General features: G+C 61.6%; 19 protein-coding genes. 12 read left to right on the top strand and 7 right to left on the bottom strand.

The features are described 5' to 3' along the window. The first annotated feature begins 42 nt into the window (after positions 1 to 42). The gene (gene trhP / locus ACZ5RT_RS03230) at positions 43 to 1410 is read left to right on the top strand and encodes a prephenate-dependent tRNA uridine(34) hydroxylase TrhP (protein WP_464453482.1); all 1368 of its coding nucleotides are present in this window, start codon (positions 43 to 45) and stop codon (positions 1408 to 1410) included. A gap of 33 nt (positions 1411 to 1443) precedes the next feature. Here trhP and ACZ5RT_RS03225 read toward each other — a convergent pair whose 3' ends face one another. The 7 genes from ACZ5RT_RS03225 to ACZ5RT_RS03195 form a co-directional block, all read right to left on the bottom strand. Continuing rightward, positions 1444 to 1899 carry a type II toxin-antitoxin system VapC family toxin gene (locus ACZ5RT_RS03225; RefSeq protein WP_464453481.1) on the bottom strand — a complete coding sequence of 152 codons (456 nt, stop codon included), beginning with the start codon at positions 1897 to 1899 and terminating at the stop codon, positions 1444 to 1446. Between the two features lie 3 nt (positions 1900 to 1902). Continuing rightward, the gene (locus ACZ5RT_RS03220) at positions 1903 to 2163 is read right to left on the bottom strand and encodes a type II toxin-antitoxin system prevent-host-death family antitoxin (protein ID WP_291926136.1); all 261 of its coding nucleotides are present in this window, start codon (positions 2161 to 2163) and stop codon (positions 1903 to 1905) included. Between the two features lie 115 nt (positions 2164 to 2278). Further along, positions 2279 to 3274, bottom strand: coding sequence for an aldo/keto reductase (locus ACZ5RT_RS03215; protein WP_291926133.1), 996 nt, complete (start codon positions 3272 to 3274; stop codon positions 2279 to 2281). Between the two features lie 136 nt (positions 3275 to 3410). Further along, positions 3411 to 6002, bottom strand: coding sequence for a bifunctional aconitate hydratase 2/2-methylisocitrate dehydratase (acnB, locus tag ACZ5RT_RS03210; RefSeq protein WP_291926130.1), 2592 nt, complete (start codon positions 6000 to 6002; stop codon positions 3411 to 3413). A 33-nt stretch (positions 6003 to 6035) separates the two neighbouring features. Continuing rightward, on the bottom strand, positions 6036 to 6566 hold the full coding sequence (locus ACZ5RT_RS03205; protein ID WP_291926127.1) for a hypothetical protein: 531 nt from the start codon (positions 6564 to 6566) through the stop codon (positions 6036 to 6038). Between the two features lie 29 nt (positions 6567 to 6595). Further along, positions 6596 to 7603: an HpcH/HpaI aldolase/citrate lyase family protein gene (locus tag ACZ5RT_RS03200; protein WP_464453480.1), complete on the bottom strand. Its 1008-nt coding sequence runs from the start codon at positions 7601 to 7603 to the stop codon at positions 6596 to 6598. 20 nt (positions 7604 to 7623) lie between these two features. Then, complete coding sequence (locus tag ACZ5RT_RS03195) at positions 7624 to 8610, bottom strand: malate dehydrogenase (RefSeq protein WP_108427436.1); 987 nt, start codon at positions 8608 to 8610, stop codon at positions 7624 to 7626. A gap of 238 nt (positions 8611 to 8848) precedes the next feature. On the opposite strand from ACZ5RT_RS03195, the gene ACZ5RT_RS03190 reads away from it, so the two are divergent. The 11 genes from ACZ5RT_RS03190 to leuB all read left to right on the top strand — a co-directional run bounded on the left by ACZ5RT_RS03190 (position 8849) and on the right by leuB (position 18589). Further along, positions 8849 to 9634, top strand: coding sequence for a GntR family transcriptional regulator (locus ACZ5RT_RS03190; RefSeq protein WP_464453479.1), 786 nt, complete (start codon positions 8849 to 8851; stop codon positions 9632 to 9634). Between the two features lie 131 nt (positions 9635 to 9765). Then, entirely contained in the window at positions 9766 to 10197 is a 432-nt protein-coding gene (sdhC, locus tag ACZ5RT_RS03185; protein ID WP_108427438.1) for a succinate dehydrogenase, cytochrome b556 subunit, read from the top strand. Positions 10198 to 10228: 31 nt separating this feature from the next. Next, positions 10229 to 10594, top strand: a complete 366-nt coding sequence (sdhD, locus tag ACZ5RT_RS03180; protein WP_108427439.1) for a succinate dehydrogenase, hydrophobic membrane anchor protein — start codon at positions 10229 to 10231, stop codon at positions 10592 to 10594. 54 nt (positions 10595 to 10648) lie between these two features. After that, on the top strand, positions 10649 to 12454 hold the full coding sequence (gene sdhA, locus ACZ5RT_RS03175) for a succinate dehydrogenase flavoprotein subunit (RefSeq protein WP_108427440.1): 1806 nt from the start codon (positions 10649 to 10651) through the stop codon (positions 12452 to 12454). A gap of 63 nt (positions 12455 to 12517) precedes the next feature. Then, positions 12518 to 13222, top strand: a complete 705-nt coding sequence (locus ACZ5RT_RS03170) for a succinate dehydrogenase iron-sulfur subunit (RefSeq protein ID WP_108427441.1) — start codon at positions 12518 to 12520, stop codon at positions 13220 to 13222. Further along, positions 13222 to 13530 (top strand): FAD assembly factor SdhE, encoded by a 309-nt coding sequence (locus tag ACZ5RT_RS03165; protein ID WP_464453478.1) that lies wholly within the window; start codon positions 13222 to 13224, stop codon positions 13528 to 13530. Before ACZ5RT_RS03170 ends, ACZ5RT_RS03165 begins: the two co-directional genes overlap by 1 nt. 41 nt (positions 13531 to 13571) lie before the next feature. Beyond that, positions 13572 to 14870 carry a citrate synthase gene (gltA, locus tag ACZ5RT_RS03160; protein WP_108427443.1) on the top strand — a complete coding sequence of 433 codons (1299 nt, stop codon included), beginning with the start codon at positions 13572 to 13574 and terminating at the stop codon, positions 14868 to 14870. Between the two features lie 326 nt (positions 14871 to 15196). Next, positions 15197 to 16618: a 3-isopropylmalate dehydratase large subunit gene (leuC, locus tag ACZ5RT_RS03155; protein ID WP_422169631.1), complete on the top strand. Its 1422-nt coding sequence runs from the start codon at positions 15197 to 15199 to the stop codon at positions 16616 to 16618. Positions 16619 to 16635: 17 nt separating this feature from the next. Then, positions 16636 to 16764, top strand: coding sequence for an entericidin A/B family lipoprotein (locus ACZ5RT_RS03150; RefSeq protein ID WP_108332105.1), 129 nt, complete (start codon positions 16636 to 16638; stop codon positions 16762 to 16764). Positions 16765 to 16768: 4 nt separating this feature from the next. Continuing rightward, positions 16769 to 17416: a 3-isopropylmalate dehydratase small subunit gene (leuD, locus tag ACZ5RT_RS03145; protein WP_291926103.1), complete on the top strand. Its 648-nt coding sequence runs from the start codon at positions 16769 to 16771 to the stop codon at positions 17414 to 17416. 102 nt (positions 17417 to 17518) lie between these two features. Further along, on the top strand, positions 17519 to 18589 hold the full coding sequence (gene leuB, locus ACZ5RT_RS03140) for a 3-isopropylmalate dehydrogenase (protein ID WP_422169630.1): 1071 nt from the start codon (positions 17519 to 17521) through the stop codon (positions 18587 to 18589). The last annotated feature ends 31 nt before the right edge of the window (positions 18590 to 18620 follow it).

Below are 18620 nucleotides of genomic sequence, written 5' to 3'. Positions count from 1 at the left end.
GCCCGGGCTTGAAGGACTCAAAAAATTGGAAAATTGAAAACCATGACCACGATCAAATCCCCCGAACTTTTATTGCCAGCGGGCTCGCTCGACAAAATGCGCGCCGCTTACGACTTTGGTGCCGACGCCATCTATGCGGGCCAGCCGCGCTACAGCCTGCGGGCACGCAACAACGAATTCAAGCTGGAGCAGATCGGCATCGGCATTGCCGAAGCGCACGCCCGGGGGAAAAAGTTTTTTGTCACCAGCAACCTGCTGCCGCACAACGACAAGGTGCGCACCTATTTGCGCGACATCGAGCCGGTGATCGCCATGAAGCCAGACGCCCTGATCATGGCCGACCCGGGCCTGATCATGATGGTGCGCGAGAAATGGCCCGAAATGCCCATCCACCTGTCGGTGCAGGCCAACACCGTCAACTGGGCGGCGGTGAGGTTCTGGCAGAAGGTGGGCGTGGCCCGCATCATCCTGAGCCGCGAACTGAGTCTGGACGAGATCGAAAAAATCCGCCAGGAATGCCCCGACATGGAGCTCGAAGTCTTTGTGCACGGCGCGTTGTGCATCGCGTATTCGGGCCGCTGCCTGTTGTCGGGCTACTTCAACCGGCGCGACCCCAACCAGGGCACCTGCACCAACGCTTGTCGCTGGAGTTACGGCACCCAAGAAGCCACCGACGAGACCGACTCCGGCGAGGTCCAGCCCGTGCGCATGGCGGGTGACTTCAACTTCGAGCAGGAACAGGAAAACGCCGACAAAGCTTTCTCGGCCTGCGGCGACGGCCAGCGCCACCCCGCCGCCGACAAGGTGTACCTGATCGAAGAAGCTGGACGTCCTGGTCAGCTCATGCCGATCATGGAAGACGAGCACGGCACCTACATCATGAACAGCAAGGACCTGCGTGCGGTGGAGCTGATCGAGCGCCTGGTCAAGATCGGGGTGGACTCGCTCAAGATCGAAGGCCGCACCAAGAGTTTGTATTACGTGAGCCGCACCGCGCAGGTGTACCGCCGCGCCATCGACGACGCCGTGGCCGGTCGCCCCTTCAACCCCGAACTCATCAGTGAACTCGACGGTCTGGCCTCACGCGGCTACACCTCGGGCTTTCTGGAGCGCCGCCCCGCGCAGGACTACCAGAACTACGAAACCGGCCACTCGGTGGGACACCGCAGCCAGTTTGTGGGCGAAGTGCGTGAGGTGGGTGATGGCTGGGCGCTGGTCGAGACCAAAAACCGTTTCGCGGTGGGCGACACGATCGAGGTCATTCACCCCAGCGGCAACCGCAAACTGCCGCTGACGCACATGAAAAGCGAATCCGGCGAAGCCATCGAGGTGGCTGCGGGCAATCCGCTCAAGGTGTGGATTCCGCTGGACGGCCCGGCCGAGGGTGCTTTGATCGCGCGGATGTTCTGAGCCCCTGCGCGGATGGAGGCGCAGGCGCATCTGTCATGCGCCCATCAACACCGGCAAGCCCTGCACCGCAGAAAAGTCGCGGTCATGTGTGACCAGGGCCGCCGCGCCGATCTGCAGCGCCGAAGCCAGCTGCACCGCATCGGGCAGCTTGAGGCGGTACTGCACCCGCAACTGCGCCGCCAGGCTGGCCACCGCTGCGGACAAGGGCACCACCTGGTAAGCGCCCAGCGCCGTCTCGTAGCGTTTGGCCAAGGCCGTTTGGCCCGCCTTGAAAGGACCGGTCAGCACTTCGGCCAAGGTCACGGTGCTCAAGGCCAGCTGAATCTGGCCGCGATCTGCGGCTTCGAAAAGACCCACAAAACGGGGCGCGAATTCGGCATGGTCTTCGAGCAGGTAAATCCAGGGCGCGGTGTCCACCAGCACGGTGGCGCCCTCGCTCAGGCCGCACCACAGCGATGCCGAAGCACGGACTCGGCCACGGGTTCCCACCGCTCAAGCCCACTCATCGCGCAGCTGGGCCACTGCGGGGGCTGCGCCCTCGGGCCACAGGCCTCGACCCGAGCCACGCAAAGCCAGAACACCCCCTTGCCTGGAGCGGATCTGCTCCTCACGCCACTGCGCCACTGGCACCACCACCGCCACCGGCTTGCCGTGGCGCGTGATCACACTGCTGTAGCCCGCCACCGCCTCGGAGGCGATGAGCGGCAGCTGCGCCCGGGCTTGTTCGAGGCCGTATTGCGGGGTGTCTGACATGGCGAACTCCTTGATTTCCGTACAGACTGTACAGAAATCAAGAGGTGTTTGTCAATCACCCCTTTGGCGCATCGATGCCCACTGCAACCGTCAGAGGCCAACACACACGCGGATTTCAGCGCCCGTTCAAAGGGTAAGAAGGGTCGTTGTAACCGGGCGTCGACGGATGCCCGGGCGCCACGAGGCTGTTGACCAAGGCTTCGTCTTCGGCAGTAATCGTCACCTCCAAAGCGCCCGCATAGTCTTGCCACTGCGCCAGCGTGCGCGGCCCGGCGATGACTGCGCTCACATGGGGGTTGGCCAGCACCCAGGCGGTGGCAAAGTGCGCCAGCGACACGCCCTTGGCCTCGCAATGCTGTCGCAGCGTTTGGGCAATCTGCAGCGACTCTTCGCGAAATTCGGTTTCCATGATGCGCTTGTCACCACGCGCTGCGCGGCTGCCCTGGGCGGGGGCCTGACCGGGTGCATATTTGCCCGTCAACACGCCACGCGCAATCGGGCTGTAAGGCACCACACCCAAACCGTAATGGCCGCAGGCTTCCAGAATTTCCACCTCGGGCAAGCGGTTGAGCAGGTTGTAATAAGGCTGGCACACCACCGGGCCGGGCATGTTCATCTGGCGGGCCATGTTCACCATCTCGGCAATGCGCCAGCCCCTGAAATTGGACACACCCCAGTAACGGATCTTGCCGTCGCGCAGCAAAGCCTCGATGGCCCGCAAGGGCTCCTCCAAGTCCATGCCGTTGTAGTCGCGGTGCAGGTAATAAATGTCCAAGTGGTCGGTGCCCAGGCGGCGCAAACTGTCCTCGCAGGCACGCATCATCCAGCTGCGCGAGTAGCCTTGGCAGTTGAGTTGGTCCGACATCGGATTGCCGACCTTGCTGGCCAGCACCCAACGGTGGCGATGCCCCTGAAGGACCTGGCCCACCATGTCTTCAGACTTGCCGAGGCTGTAAATGTCGGCGGTGTCGATGAAGTTGCAGCCTTTTTCCTGTGCATCGGCCACAATGCGCCGGGCATCTTCCAGCGGCGTCTGGTCGCCGAACATCATGGTGCCCAGACACAGGCGGGACACTTTCAGAGGGCTTTTGCCCAGGGTGGTGGTTTTCATGGCGGGGTCCTTGGCGTGACAAGTAGAAGTGCAAAGCCTAAAGCCAAGGGGTCAGCCCGTCTGTCACCTGTGTAGACGACAAAAAAGCCCCCGGGCTTTTCAGCGCGGGGGCTTGAAGACTCGCTTTCGAAGGCGATCAGGCGGTCACGCCCTTGGCGTTCTCCACGTACTCTTCAATCTGGTTGAAGTTCATGTACTTGTAGATCGCGGCACCGTCCTTGTTCACAATGCCCATGGCCTCGTGGTATTCGGCGACAGTGGGGATGTGCCCCAGCTTGGACGCGATCGCTGCCAATTCGGCCGAGGCCAAGAACACGTTGGTGTTTTTGCCCAAGCGGTTGGGGAAGTTGCGGGTGGAAGTGGACACCACGGTCGCGCCTTCGCGCACCTGGGCCTGGTTGCCCATGCACAGCGAGCAGCCGGGCATCTCGGTGCGGGCACCGGCTGCGCCAAAGTTGGCGTAGTGGCCTTCCTTGATCAGCTCGCTCTCGTCCATCTTGGTCGGTGGGGCAACCCACAGCTTGACGGGGATGTCGCGGCTGCCGCCGAGCAGCTTGGCCGCGGCGCGGAAGTGGCCGATGTTGGTCATGCACGAACCGATGAACGCTTCGTCGATCTTGGTGCCAGCGACTTCGGACAGGAACTTGGCATCGTCCGGATCGTTGGGGCAGCACAGGATCGGCTCTTTGATCTCGTTCATGTCGATCTCGATGACATGCGCGTATTCGGCGTCCTTGTCGGCTTCGAGCAGCTGGGGATTGGCCAACCAGGCTTCGACCTTCTCGATGCGGCGGGCCAGGGTGCGGGCGTCGGCGTAACCGTCGGCGATCATGTTCTTCATGAGCACGACGTTGGACTTCAGGTACTCCTCGACCGGCTCTTTGTTGAGCTTGATCGTGCAACCCGCAGCCGAACGCTCGGCAGACGCGTCGGACAACTCAAACGCCTGCTCGACCTTCAGGTTGGGCAGGCCTTCGATTTCCAGGATACGGCCCGAGAACTCGTTGATCTTGCCGGACTTGGCCACCGTGAGCAGGCCCTTCTTGATGGCGAACAAGGGAATGGCATGCACCAAGTCGCGCAGGGTCACGCCGGGCTGCATTTCGCCTTTGAAGCGGACCAGGATCGATTCAGGCATGTCCAGAGGCATCACGCCAGTGGCAGCGCCGAAGGCCACCAAACCGGAGCCCGCTGGGAAGCTGATACCAATGGGGAAACGGGTGTGCGAGTCGCCACCGGTACCGACGGTGTCAGGCAACAACAGGCGGTTGAGCCAGCTGTGGATCACGCCGTCACCGGGGCGCAGCGACACGCCACCGCGGTTGCTGATGAAGGCGGGCAGTTCGCGGTGGGTTTTGACATCCACAGGCTTGGGGTAAGCGGCGGTGTGGCAGAACGACTGCATCACCATGTCGGCGCTGAAACCCAGGCAAGCCAGGTCTTTCAGCTCGTCACGGGTCATCGGGCCGGTGGTGTCTTGTGAGCCCACGGTGGTCATCTTGGGTTCGCAATAAGTGCCGGGGCGCACGCCCTGGCCTTCTGGCAGGCCCACAGCGCGGCCAACCATCTTCTGGGCCAATGTGAAACCGGCCTTGGTGGCGGCTGGCGGCGTGGGCAGACGGAACACAGTGGAAGCGGGCAAGCCCAGGAACTCGCGGGCCTTGGCCGTCAGGCTGCGGCCAATGATCAAGTTGATGCGGCCACCAGCGCGCACTTCGTCGAACAGCACATCGCTCTTGAGTTTGAACTCGGTGACGGTAGCGCCGTTCTTCACGATCTTGCCGTCGTAGGGCAGGATGTCGATGACATCACCCATTTCGAGCTTGGACACGTCGACTTCAATCGGCAAGGCGCCGGAGTCTTCTTGGGTGTTGAAGAAGATGGGCGCGATCTTGCCGCCCAAGGTCACGCCACCAAAACGCTTGTTGGGCACAAACGGGATGTCCTGGCCGGTGGCCCAGATCACGCTGTTGGTGGCCGATTTGCGGCTGGAGCCGGTGCCGACCACGTCGCCCACGTAGGCCACCAGATGGCCTTTTTTCTTCAGGTCTTCAATGAACTGCATGGGGCCGCGCTTGCCATCTTCTTCAGGCTTGAACGCCGCGCCGGGGCGGGTGTTCTTGAGCATGGCCAGGTAGTGCAGCGGAATGTCGGGGCGGCTCCAGGCGTCGGGCGCGGGCGACAGGTCGTCGGTGTTGGTCTCGCCAGGCACCTTGAACACGGTGACGGTGATTTTTTTCTCGACTTCGGGGCGGCTGGTGAACCACTCGGCGTCGGCCCAGCTTTGCATGACCTCTTTGGCCTTGGCGTTGCCGGCCTTGGCTTTTTCAGCGACGTCGTTGAAGAAGTCGAACATCAACAGGGTTTTCTTCAGGGCTTCAGCGGCCACCCCGGCGACTTCGGCGCTGTCGAGCAACTCGATCAGGGGGTGCACGTTGTAGCCCCCCACCATGGTGCCCAGCAGTTCCGTGGCTTTGGCTTTGGAAATCAAGCCAACTTGGACTTCACCATGGGCCACAGCGGCCAGGAAAGACGCCTTGACCTTGGCGGCGTCGTCCACGCCAGGTGGCACGCGGTGGGTCAACAAATCCATCAGGAAGGCATCTTCACCAGCGGGTGGGTTCTTGATCAGTTCGATCAACTCGGCCACTTGCTTGGCATCCAGCGGCAATGGCGGGATGCCCAGGGCAGCGCGTTCTGCTGCATGTTCACGGTAAGCTTTCAACATGGTTTTTTCTCCTGTCAGTCAAAGTTTCAAGTTTTATCGACCCATGCCTGTCGTATCGATCAGGCTAGGCGGGGGATTGGTTTTCATGTTCTCGGCAAAGGCCACCTGTTCGGCGTTGGCGCATTCATCGGCCAAGCGGCGGCCTTTGTTTTGATCCATCAACATGGATTTGTTGGCCAGTTGCAACCAGACAGCGCCCGCTTTGCGGTCTTCCAGACGGATCGCGCCTGTGCTCGTGGCCACGGGGTGCATGCGGTAGCGAAAGCCTTTGCCGTGCAAATAGAAGTAGCCAGGCTGCGAGGCGTCAGCCTCCAGACGCACCGTGGCACCCAGCTCGCAAGGCAATTGGCCTTTGTGCACGCGCTCGGCAATGGCCAGCTCTTCGGGGCCCATCGGGGTGTCGGGTTCGGGCTTGGGGGCCTCGGCCAGTTTGGATTTGGGCGCCGCTTTGGCGGCGGACGTCTTGGGTTTGTTTGGCGTTGCTTTGGAGGAAGCTGCCGGGGCTTGGGACCATGCCGGCATCGCCAGCAGGGAGAACACCAGTGTCGCCATCATGTTTCGCATCTCGATCTCCTTCGCACGAATGTTCTTCATCATGAAACAGATCGGGCTGGCTTGCCGTCACCCGAAAAGAAAAACTGAATCCCGGAAGGCAAACGACAACCGGTGTGGTGCGCTCGCTCGATCAACTGCCAGAAAAACCGGTAGCTGGCCCGGTCGTGCAGTTGACCTGCGTGGCTGATGGGCGCCCACTGGGCCGCCTGCGCGGCCAGAATGATCTCACTGGCTTGTTCAATTTGCGCCTCGCTGGGCGCCATGGCCTGCAGGATCGGCCGGATCTGGTCAGGGTGGATGCTCCACATTCGGGTGTACCCCAGCTCACGGGCCGCTTTTTGGGCGGCCATGCGGATCGCTTCGGTGTTTTTGAACTCGGTGACCACACAATGCGAGGGCACTTTCCCGTGGGCGTGGCACGCGCTGGCAATCTCGAGTTTGGCGCGCAGCACCAGCGGGTGGGTGAACTGCCCATGAATGCCCATGCCATCGGCGGGAATCGCCCCGCCATGGGCCGAAACAAAGTCCATCAGGCCAAAACTGATCGATTGCACACGCGGGTGCGCCGCAATGTCAAAGGCGCGGTGCACAGCAGCGGGGGACTCGATGAGCACATGCAAAGGCAAATCGTTGGCGCCGGCCTGATTCAAGGCCTGCTCGGCCAGCTGCACATCGGCCACCGACTCGACCTTGGGCACCATGATGTGCGTCAAGCGCTTCGCCGCCTGGGCTGCAATGGTGGCCATGTCGGCTTGGAAACTGGGGTGGTCCACGGGGTGCACACGCACGCCCACACGGGCACCGGGCGCCGCGCCCAGCGCCAGCTCGGTGACCAGCGCGGCATGCTCTGCCTCGCCGCCCACAGGGGCGCCGTCTTCGCAATCGAGGGTCACATCAAAGACGCAAGTTCCAAACTCCTGCGTCATTTCGGCTTGCAGCTGCAAGCTTTTGCGCATCCTCGCGTCGACACCGCTGTAATGGTCACAAACCGGCAGCTGAACGCTTCCGGCTTGCGCACCCAACAGGACGTCGCGAGGATGGCTCACTGAATGTCTCTGGGAGGCAATCAGATCAGGTGAGCGACGCCAGCTTGCTCGTCGGTCAGCTCTTTCAGGGTCTTGTCGATGCAAGCCTGGCTGAAGGCGTCGATCTCCAGACCTTCAACGACCTTGTACTCGCCGTTTTCGCAGGTGACGGGGAAGCCAAACATGACATCCTTGGGGATACCGTACCAGCCTTGCGAAGGGATACCCATGGTGACCCACTTGCCGTTGGTGCCCAGGGCCCAGTCGCGCATGTGGTCGATGGCGGCGTTGGCAGCCGAAGCGGCCGAGGACAGGCCACGGGCTTCGATGATGGCCGCGCCGCGCTTGCCCACGGTGGGCAGGAACACGGTTTCGTTCCAGACCTGGTCGTTGATCATGGCCTTGACGGATTCGCCCTTGATGGTGGCGAAACGGTAGTCGGCATACATGGTGGGCGAGTGGTTGCCCCAGACGCACAGTTTTTCGATGTCGGCCACGGCCTTGCCGGTCTTGGCGGCGATTTGCGAAGCAGCGCGGTTGTGGTCCAGACGCAACATGGCGGTGAAGTTGCCGGGCTTGAGGTCAGGCGCAGACTTCATCGCGATGTAGGCGTTGGTGTTGGCGGGGTTGCCCACGACCAGCACCTTGACGTTGCGCGAAGCCACGGCGTTCAGGGCCTTGCCCTGGGCAGTGAAGATGGCACCGTTGATGGCCAGCAGCTCGGCACGCTCCATGCCTGGGCCACGAGGACGCGAGCCGACCAGCAGGGCGTAGTCGGTGTCCTTGAAAGCGGTCATGGGGTCGGAGTGGGCTTCCATGCCGACCAACAGCGGGAACGCGCAGTCTTCCAGCTCCATCATCACGCCCTTGAGGGCTTTTTGGGCCTTCTCGTCAGGGATCTCCAGCAGCTGCAAGATGACGGGCTGGTCTTTGCCCAGCATTTCGCCGGAGGCGATGCGGAACAACAATGCGTAACCAATTTGACCTGCTGCACCGGTGACGGCAACGCGGACGGGCTTTTTGCTCATGATGGAAAACTCCAGAAGGTTGAAAACAAGGGTTGCAGGCGCTGACCAACCATCGGCCAGGGGGTCTGCCCGGCACGCCGGACCCGCGCGCCGCACCCAGATTCATGAGCGCGAAACGCAAGCAAACAGCTTTGGAGTGTACCCGCGAAAACCCTGAATCGTCAATTTGTCTTATGTCTTATATAAGATATGATGTGCCACCTGACGCGCAACTGACCCGCACGCCAGAATTCAACCCATGAACAACACTTCCCCATTGGCCGACAACAGCTCTACCGCGACCGAGACGTCTGTGCCGACGCCGGCATTCAGCCCGCTGTACCAGCAGATCAAAGGCCTGATTCTGCAGAACCTGCAGTCTGGCGAGTGGAAGCCTGGCGAATCCATCCCCAGCGAAATGGAGCTCGCCGCCCGTTACCGGGTCAGCCAGGGCACTGTAAGAAAAGCCATCGACGAACTGGCCAGCGACAACCTGCTGGTCCGCCGCCAGGGCAAGGGCACTTTTGTGGCCACCCATGCCGAACACCATGTGCAATACCGGTTCCTGAAACTGGTCCCTGACCGCGGCGACCTGGACACCGAGGGCCCCGCCCAGCGCGAAATCGTGGATTGCAAACGGCTGCGGGCCACAGCCGACATTGCCCGGGCGCTGGCCTTGAGAACCGGCGACACGGTTTTGCAGGTCCGCCGCGTACTTTCATTTGCAGGAACTCCCACCATTTTGGAAGACTTGTGGCTGCCTGCCGCGCCCTTCAAAGGCCTGACCGCGGAAAGACTGGCCGACTACCACGGCCCGATGTACGCCCTGTTCGAAACCGAGTTTGGCGTGCGCATGGTCCGCGCTGACGAGAAAATTCGCGCCGTCCTGCCCGATGCCACCCAAAGCGAGCTGCTCAAAGTGACTCACGGCACCCCCTTGCTGAGCGTGGAAAGGGTGGCATTCACCTACAACGACACCCCCATGGAGCTGCGCCGGGGCTTTTACCGCACCGAAAGTCATCACTACCACAACGCCTTGAGCTGAGCCACCCGAAATGTGCAGAAGATCTCCCAGCGCAGCCCGTGTGCAATGCTCATGTCAGTTTGTTGCGTTGCAATAGAATCCACCGGTTTGTCATCCAAATTACGAACGCGTTACACCCAGAAAGTACCCACATGACTGAACTCGCCCGAAAGCGGCCTGAATTCCGCAACATCAACGCTTTGAAAGACTTGCCCACTTACCGCCTCCCAGCGGCCGGTATTGTCTCCATCTTGCACCGCATCAGCGGTTTCCTGATGTTCTTGCTGATGCCACTCATCATCTGGATGTTTGACAGTTCGATCACTTCGGAGATTTCCTTCGCCAAGCTGTCGGCCGCCTTCAATGCCGGCCTCGGTTTCGTGCCCGGCTGGTTCATGAAACTGGTGGCGCTGGCGCTGATCTGGGCCTACCTGCACCACTTCATTGCCGGTCTGCGTCACCTGTACATGGACATCTGCCATGCGGTCACCAAAGAGTTTGGCAAATCCTCTGCCATCGTCACCCTGGTGCTCAGCATCGGCCTGACCGCCGTGCTCGGCGCCAAGATGTTTGGTTTGTACTGACCTGCCCCATAACCACAAAGGAAACTGACCTATGTCCGTGAACTACGGCTCCAAACGCATCGTGACCGGTGCTGGCTATGGCTTCCGTGACTGGCTCGCGCAACGCGTGACCGGCACCCTGATGGCCCTTTTCACCGTGATCTTGCTGGCCCAGGTGATCTTCACCGCTGGCCCCATCGGCTACGAAGAATGGGCTGGCATTTTTGCTTCCCAGTGGATGAAGGTCCTGACCTTCTCCGTCATCCTTTCCCTGCTTTACCATGTCTGGGTGGGCATGCGTGACATCTGGATGGATTACGTCAAGCCACTGGCCGTGCGTCTGGTCTTGCACGTCTTCACCCTCGTCTGGCTGGTCGGCTGTGCCGGCTGGGCTGTTCAGGCCCTGTGGCGCCTGTAACGCGTCAGCCCTTCGCCTGTCATTGCGCTGAAACCACACCAACCAAGTTAAACCATGAGCTATACCAAAGACAAAATCACCACCCGCAAGTTTGACGTCGTGATCGTCGGCGCCGGTGGTTCGGGCATGCGTGCCTCGCTGCAGCTGGCCCGCGCCGGCCTGAACGTGGCCGTGCTGTCCAAAGTGTTCCCCACCCGCTCGCACACCGTGGCGGCCCAAGGCGGCATCGGTGCCAGCCTGGGCAACATGTCCGACGACAACTGGCACTACCACTTCTACGACACCATCAAAGGCTCCGACTGGCTCGGCGACCAGGATGCGATCGAGTTCATGTGCCGCGAAGCGCCCAAGGTTGTGTACGACCTGGAGCACATGGGCATGCCTTTTGACCGCAACCCCGACGGCACGATTTACCAGCGTCCATTTGGCGGCCATACCGCCAACTACGGCGAAAAGCCGGTGCAACGCGCTTGCGCGGCGGCCGACCGTACTGGCCACGCCATGCTGCACACCCTGTACCAGCAAAACGTGGCAGCCAAAACCAGCTTCTTTGTGGAGTGGATGGCGCTGGACCTGATCCGCGACGCCGAAGGCGACGTGGTGGGCGTGACTGCCCTTGAAATGGAAACTGGCGACCTGCACGTCCTGCACGCCAAGACCGTGCTGATGGCCACCGGTGGCGCTGGCCGCATTTATGCGGCTTCCACCAACGCCTTCATCAACACAGGCGACGGCCTGGGCATGGCAGCACGCGCTGGCATCCCCCTGGAAGACATGGAGTTCTGGCAATTCCACCCCACCGGCGTGGCCGGTGCTGGCGTGCTCTTGACCGAAGGCTGCCGTGGTGAAGGCGCGATCTTGCTCAACAGCAATGGGGAGCGCTTCATGGAGCGCTATGCGCCCACCCTGAAAGACCTGGCCCCGCGCGACTTTGTGTCCCGCTGCATGGACCAGGAAATCAAGGAAGGCCGTGGCTGTGGCCCGAACAAAGACTACGTGCTGCTCAAGCTGGACCACCTGGGTGCTGACACCATCCACAAGCGCCTGCCCTCGGTGTACGAAATCGGCGTCAACTTCGCCAACGTCGACATCACCAAAGAGCCGATTCCCGTCGTGCCCACCATCCACTACCAGATGGGCGGTATCCCCACCAACATCAACGGCCAGGTCGTGACGCAAAACGCCACCGACCACAACGCCGTGGTCAACGGTTTGTATGCCGTGGGCGAATGCTCTTGCGTGTCGGTGCACGGAGCCAACCGCCTGGGCACCAACTCGCTGCTCGACTTGCTGGTGTTCGGTCGTGCTGCCGGCAACCACATCGTCGACTTCGCCTCCAAGACCAAGTCGCACAAGCCTCTGCCCGCCGACGCTGCAGACTACACCCTGAGCCGCCTGAACAAGCTCGAAGGCCGTGGCGGTGAATACGCCCAGGACGTGGCCAACGACATGCGCGCCACCATGCAGCAACACGCAGGTGTGTTCCGCACCCAAGCCTCCATGGACGAAGGCGTGCAGAAAATCGCCGCCATCCGCGAGCGCGTCAACGCGATCGGTCTGAAGGACACCTCCAAAGTGTTCAACACCGCCCGCATTGAAGCCCTGGAAGTGGACAACCTGATCGAAGCCGCGCAAGCCACCATGGTGTCTGCCGCTGCCCGCCGCGAGTGCCGTGGTGCCCACACCGTGAGCGACTACGAGCGCCCAGTGGACGACGCCGTGGCCCCATTGGGTCGCGACGATGCCAACTGGATGAAGCACACCCTGTGGCACAGCGCGTCCAACAGCCTGACCTACAAGCCTGTGAAGCTCAAGCCCCTGACTGTGGACTCGGTGCCACCCAAGGTTCGCACGTTCTAAAGATTGTCTGGACCGCGCACTCCAAGTGGCGGTCCACCACCCGAATACACCAGGAGTTCATTCATGACCCTACGCACTTTCCAGATCTACCGCTACGACCCTGACAAGGACGCCAAGCCCTACATGCAAACCATCCAGGTCGAACTGGACGGCAATGAACGCATGTTGCTCGACGCCCTGATGAAGCTCAAGGCTGTGGACCCCAGCATTTCCTTCCGCCGCTCCTGCCGCGAAGGCGTGTGTGGCTCTGACGCGATGAACATCAACGGCAAAAACGGCCTGGCGTGTCTGACCAACATGAACACCCTGCCCGGCACCATCGTTTTGAAGCCCCTGCCTGGCCTGCCCGTGATCCGCGACGTGATCGTGGACATGACCCAGTTCTTCAAGCAGTACCACTCGATCAAACCCTACTTGATCAACAGCACCATCCCGCCCGAAACCGAGCGCCTGCAAAGCCCGGAAGAGCGTGAAGAGCTGAACGGTTTGTACGAATGCATCCTGTGCGCCAGCTGCTCGACCAGCTGCCCCAGCTTCTGGTGGAACCCCGACAAGTTCGTGGGTCCTGCCGGTTTGCTGCAGGCCTACCGCTTTCTGGCCGACAGCCGCGACGAAGCAACGACCGAGCGTCTGGACAACCTGGAAGACCCTTACCGTTTGTTCCGCTGCCACACCATCATGAACTGCGTCGATGTCTGCCCCAAGGGTCTGAACCCCACCAAGGCCATCGGCAAGATCAAAGAGATGATGGTTCGCCGCGCTGTCTGATGCCCGTCACCCCCATCCTGGAAGACGCGTCACTGGTCGGCGCCGACCGCCTCGCTCCTTTGAGCGAGCGGTCGCTGAGCAAGCTGCGCTGGCGCAGCCGACGCGGTCTGCTCGAAAACGATCTGTTCATCGAGCGTTTCTTCAACCGCTACGCCACTGCGCTGACGGTTGGCCAGGCTCGGGGCATGTACGTGCTGATGGACCTGTCAGACAACGATCTCATGGACTTGTTGTTGCGCCGCAAGGAGCTGCAGCCCGAGATCAGCACCGAAGAGGTGCGTGAAGTCCTGGACCTGCTAAGAAGTTGACCCATCACGGGTCGAGCACGGATTTATTGAGGAAACCCACCATGAAACTCGCCGATAACAAAGCCACCCTGTCGTTCTCCAACGGCAGCCCCAGCATCGAGATGCCCGTCTACTCCGGCAACATCGGTCCTGACGTGATCGACATCCGCAAGCTGTACGCACAAAGCGGCATGTTCACCTACGACCCGGGTTTCCTGTCCACGGCTTCTTGCCAGTCGGCCATCACCTACATCGACGGCGACAAGGGCGAGCTGCTGTACCGCGGCTACCCCATCGAACAACTGGCCAACAAAGCCGACTACCTGGACACCTGCTACCTGCTGCTGAACGGCGAACTGCCCGTGGGCCAGCAAAGCAAGGACTTCCACAAACTCGTGAACCAGCACACCATGGTCAACGAGCAGATGCAGTTCTTCCTGCGCGGCTTCCGCCGTGACGCACACCCCATGGCCGTGTTGACTGGCCTGGTCGGCGCTTTGTCGGCCTTCTACCATGACAGCACCGACATCAACAACCCTGAGCACCGCCACATCGCCGCGATCCGCCTGATCGCCAAGATGCCCACTTTGGTAGCCATGGCTTACAAATACGGCGTGGGTCAGCCCTTCATGTACCCCCGCAACGACCTGTCCTATGCAGGTAACTTCCTGCGCATGATGTTCGGCACACCTTGCGAAGAGTACAAGGTCAACCCCGTGCTCGAGCGCGCCATGGACCGCATCTTCATTTTGCATGCCGACCACGAACAAAACGCCTCGACTTCCACCGTGCGTCTGTGTGGTTCGTCCGGCACCAACCCGTTCGCCGCCATCGCAGCGGGTGTGGCTTGCCTCTGGGGCCCTGCCCACGGCGGTGCCAACGAAGCTTGCCTGAACATGCTGGAAGACATCCAGAAAATGGGTGGCGTCTCCAAGGTTGGCGAGTTCATGAACCAGGTGAAAGACAAGAACTCCGGCGTCAAGCTGATGGGCTTCGGTCACCGCGTGTACAAAAACTACGACCCCCGCGCCAAGCTGATGCAGGAAACCTGCAACGAGGTGCTGGCCGAACTGGGCCTGGAAAACGACCCCCTGTTCAAACTGGCCAAAGAGCTGGAAAAGATCGCTCTGGAAGACGAATACTTCGTCAGCCGCAAGCTCTACCCCAACGTGGACTTCTACTCCGGCATCGTGCAACGCGCCATCGGCATCCCCGTGAACCTGTTCACAGGCATTTTCGCCCTGGCCCGTACTGTCGGCTGGATTGCCCAGTTGAACGAAATGATCAGCGACCCCGAGTACAAAATCGGCCGCCCACGTCAGCTGTTCACCGGCTCCCCACGCCGCGACGTGCAGCGTTGATCGGTTCTACAACCGAACTCCGAAAGCCCGCCTTGTGCGGGCTTTTTTCATGGTCACAACCAAGCCCGTGCTGGTCAACCGAGTTAACACCACTGATGCGTCAAGTCAGCACAACTTGAGTGGCTGTGGCCCGGAGCTGTCAGGCCGATTTGCTGGCGCGAAGCGACTGATGAGGCCTGGCAGCCCCGGGCCACAACCGCGCAAGTCCCTGCGACGGCAGCATCACGGTCACGCAAGTCCCCACAGAGACCTCAGACCCTCAATGAATGGCAGGGATACAGCGCTCTAACCGCATAAAATGGCAGGCTGCACAGCAAGGAAGCTCCATGGCACGCACGCTCTACGACAAGATCTGGGACGAACACGTCGTCCACACCGAAGAAGACGGCACCTCCGTCCTCTACATCGACCGCCATCTGGTGCACGAAGTCACCAGCCCCCAGGCCTTTGAAGGCCTGCGCCAAGCCGGCCGCAAAGTCTGGCGCGTCAGCTCCATCGTGGCGACTGCCGACCACAACACCCCCACCACCGGCTGGGAACTGGGCTACGACGGCATCACCGACCCGATCAGCAAAGAACAAATCACCACCCTCGACGCCAACATGAAGGAATACGGCTCGGCCGCCTTCTTTCCGTTCTTGTCCAAGCGCCAGGGCATCGTGCACGTCATTGGCCCAGAAAACGGCGCCACCCTGCCCGGCATGACCGTGGTCTGCGGCGACTCGCACACCTCCACCCACGGCGCGTTTGGCGCACTGGCCCACGGCATCGGCACCTCCGAAGTCGAACACGTCATGGCCACCCAAACCCTGCTGGCCAAAAAAGCCAAGAACATGCTGGTCAAGGTCGAGGGCACGCTGGCCAAAGGCCTCACGGGCAAAGACATCGTGCTGGCCATCATCGGCAAGATCGGCACCGCAGGCGGCACCGGTTACACCATCGAATTCGCAGGCTCAGCCATCCGCGCGCTCAGCATGGAAGGCCGCATGACGGTCTGCAACATGGCCATCGAAGCAGGCGCACGCGCAGGTCTGGTGGCGGTCGACGAGAAAACCATCGAGTACGTCAAAGGCCGTTTGCTCTCGCCCACGGGCGTCGAGTGGGACCAGGCCGTGGCCTACTGGAAGACCCTGCAGTCCGACCCCGGTGCGCACTTTGACGCGGTGGTCGAGCTGGACGCCAGCGCCATCGTGCCCCAAGTCACCTGGGGCACCTCGCCCGAGATGGTGCTGGGCATCGACGGCCACACGCCCGACCCGGACAAGGAAAAAGACGACGTCAAGCGCGATGCCATCGAACGCGCCCTGACCTACATGGGCCTGCAGCCCGGCAAGGCGCTGTCTGACATCACCATCGACAAGGTCTTCATCGGTTCGTGCACCAACAGCCGCATCGAAGACATGCGCGAAGCCGCGGCCATCGTCAAAAAGCTCGGCCAGAAAGTCGCCAAGAACGTCAAGCTGGCCATGGTCGTGCCCGGTTCGGGTCTGGTCAAGGAACAAGCCGAGCGCGAAGGCCTGCACGAGATCTTCAAGGCCGCAGGCTTTGAATGGCGCGAGCCCGGCTGCTCCATGTGCCTGGCCATGAACGCCGACCGCCTCGAGCCCGGTGAGCGCTGCGCCTCGACCAGCAACCGCAACTTCGAAGGCCGTCAGGGCGCGGGTGGCCGCACCCACCTCGTCAGCCCCGCCATGGCCGCTGCCGCTGCTGTGCACGGCCACTTTGTCGACATCCGCAAATTCGCCTGAATCCAAGGAGCCTGGTCATGAAAACACTGATTCGCCTGACCCTGATCGCCAGCCTGCTGAGCCTGGCCGCGTGCAACACCGTGCGCGGCATTGGCCAGGACATCGAAAAACTGGGCTCCACCATCGAAGGCGCTGCCAAGAAATAAAGCCATGCAAAAATTCACTTTACTCAAAGGCCTGGTGGCCCCGATGGACCGCGCGAACGTGGACACCGACGCCATCATCCCCAAGCAATTCCTCAAGTCGATCCGCAAAACCGGCTTTGGCCCCAACCTGTTCGACGAATGGCGCTACCTGGACGTGGGCTACCCCGGCCAGGACCCGGCCAGCCGCAAGCCCAACCCGGACTTCGTGCTGAACCAGCCGCGCTACCAGGGCGCCAGCATCCTGCTGGCCCGCAAGAACTTCGGCTGCGGTTCATCGCGTGAACACGCCCCCTGGGCCATCGACCAGTTCGGCTTTCGCTGCGTGATCGCACCCAGCTTTGCCGACATCTTCTTCAACAACTGCTTCAAAAACGGCCTGCTGCCCATCGTGTTGCCCGAAGCCGTGGTGGCCCAACTGTTTGACGAAGTGGCCGCCTTTCCCGGCTACGAACTGACGGTGGACCTGGAGCGCCAGGTCATCGTGCGCCCGCAAGGCGAAGAAATCCCGTTCGAGGTGCAGGCCTTCCGCAAGTACTGCCTGCTCAACGGTCTGGACGACATCGGCCTGACCCTGCGCCATGCCGACAAGATCAAGGCGTTTGAAGCCGAACGCCTGGCCACCAAACCCTGGCTGGCCCACACCGCCCACTGAATATCCACACCGAAGCACCCCTTGTGGGAGGCTGCCCCTGCAGCCGAATGCACGCACACATTTCGGCCGCAGGGGCGGCCTCCTACCTGCAGACCCGACATCATGAAAATCGCAGTCCTCCCCGGTGATGGCATCGGCACCGAAATCGTCGCCGAAGCCGTCAAAGTCCTGAACACACTCGACCTGAAGTTCGAGATGGAAACCGCCCTGGTCGGCGGCGCCGCCTACGACGCCTATGGCCACCCCCTGCCCGAGGCCACGCTCAAGCTGGCCATGGACAGTGATGCCGTGCTGTTCGGCGCGGTGGGCGACTGGAAATACGACAAGCTCGACCGCCCCCTGCGCCCCGAGCAAGCCATCCTGGGCCTGCGCAAGAACATGGGCTTGTTCGCCAACTTCCGCCCCGCCATTTGCTACGAGCAGCTGGTGGGCGCCTCCAGCCTCAAGCCCGAGCTGATCGCGGGCCTGGACATCCTGATCATCCGCGAGCTGACCGGCGACATCTATTTTGGCCAGCCACGCGGTCGCCGCGTGGCCACCGACGGTCACTTCCCCGGCGCCGAAGAAGCGTTTGACACCATGCGCTACTCCAAGCCCGAGATCGAGCGCATCGCGCATGTCGCCTTCCAGGCCGCCCGCAAGCGCAACAAGCGCCTGACCAGCGTCGACAAGGCCAACGTGCTCGAAACCTTCCAGCTTTGGAAAGACGTGGTCACCGAAGTCGGCCAGCAGTACCCCGACGTGGCGCTGGACCACATGTATGTGGACAACGCGGCCATGCAGCTGGTCAAGGAACCCAAGCGCTTTGACGTGGTGGTCACGGGCAATATGTTCGGCGACATCCTGAGCGACGAAGCCTCCATGCTCACGGGCTCGATCGGCATGCTGCCCTCGGCCAGTCTGAACACGAAAAATCAGGGCCTGTACGAGCCCAGCCACGGCAGCGCCCCCGACATCGCAGGCAAAGGCGTGGCCAACCCACTGGCCACCATCCTGAGCGCGGCCATGATGCTGCGCTTCAGCTTGAACCAGCCCGAAGCCGCCCAGCGCATCGAAGCGGCTGTGCAAAAAGTACTGGCCCAGGGCCTGCGCACGGGCGACATCTGGAGCGAAGGCACCACCAAGGTGGGCACCGCGCAAATGGGCGATGCGGTTGTCAAGGCCCTCGGCTGATCCGACCACTCCAAAAAAGACCCGGCACCTG

It is taken from the genome of Limnohabitans sp. TEGF003, from assembly GCF_055395455.1.
This window is presented reverse-complemented; position numbering and strand designations above follow the sequence as displayed.

Excerpts from the sequence above, each read along its gene's own strand:
- leuC (WP_422169631.1), top strand. The coding sequence starts at position 15,197 with ATGGCACGCACGCTCTACGACAAGATCTGGGACGAACACGTCGTCCAC.
- ACZ5RT_RS03190 (WP_464453479.1), top strand. The coding sequence starts at position 8,849 with ATGAACAACACTTCCCCATTGGCCGACAACAGCTCTACCGCGACCGAG.
- ACZ5RT_RS03150 (WP_108332105.1), top strand. The coding sequence starts at position 16,636 with ATGAAAACACTGATTCGCCTGACCCTGATCGCCAGCCTGCTGAGCCTG.
- trhP (WP_464453482.1), top strand. The coding sequence starts at position 43 with ATGACCACGATCAAATCCCCCGAACTTTTATTGCCAGCGGGCTCGCTC.
- leuB (WP_422169630.1), top strand. The coding sequence starts at position 17,519 with ATGAAAATCGCAGTCCTCCCCGGTGATGGCATCGGCACCGAAATCGTC.
- ACZ5RT_RS03170 (WP_108427441.1), top strand. The coding sequence starts at position 12,518 with ATGACCCTACGCACTTTCCAGATCTACCGCTACGACCCTGACAAGGAC.
- sdhA (WP_108427440.1), top strand. The coding sequence starts at position 10,649 with ATGAGCTATACCAAAGACAAAATCACCACCCGCAAGTTTGACGTCGTG.
- sdhC (WP_108427438.1), top strand. The coding sequence starts at position 9,766 with ATGACTGAACTCGCCCGAAAGCGGCCTGAATTCCGCAACATCAACGCT.
- ACZ5RT_RS03215 (WP_291926133.1), bottom strand. The coding sequence starts at position 3,274 with ATGAAAACCACCACCCTGGGCAAAAGCCCTCTGAAAGTGTCCCGCCTG.
- gltA (WP_108427443.1), top strand. The coding sequence starts at position 13,572 with ATGAAACTCGCCGATAACAAAGCCACCCTGTCGTTCTCCAACGGCAGC.
- ACZ5RT_RS03165 (WP_464453478.1), top strand. The coding sequence starts at position 13,222 with ATGCCCGTCACCCCCATCCTGGAAGACGCGTCACTGGTCGGCGCCGAC.
- leuD (WP_291926103.1), top strand. The coding sequence starts at position 16,769 with ATGCAAAAATTCACTTTACTCAAAGGCCTGGTGGCCCCGATGGACCGC.
- ACZ5RT_RS03195 (WP_108427436.1), bottom strand. The coding sequence starts at position 8,610 with ATGAGCAAAAAGCCCGTCCGCGTTGCCGTCACCGGTGCAGCAGGTCAA.
- ACZ5RT_RS03220 (WP_291926136.1), bottom strand. The coding sequence starts at position 2,163 with ATGTCAGACACCCCGCAATACGGCCTCGAACAAGCCCGGGCGCAGCTG.
- ACZ5RT_RS03205 (WP_291926127.1), bottom strand. The coding sequence starts at position 6,566 with ATGCGAAACATGATGGCGACACTGGTGTTCTCCCTGCTGGCGATGCCG.
- acnB (WP_291926130.1), bottom strand. The coding sequence starts at position 6,002 with ATGTTGAAAGCTTACCGTGAACATGCAGCAGAACGCGCTGCCCTGGGC.
- sdhD (WP_108427439.1), top strand. The coding sequence starts at position 10,229 with ATGTCCGTGAACTACGGCTCCAAACGCATCGTGACCGGTGCTGGCTAT.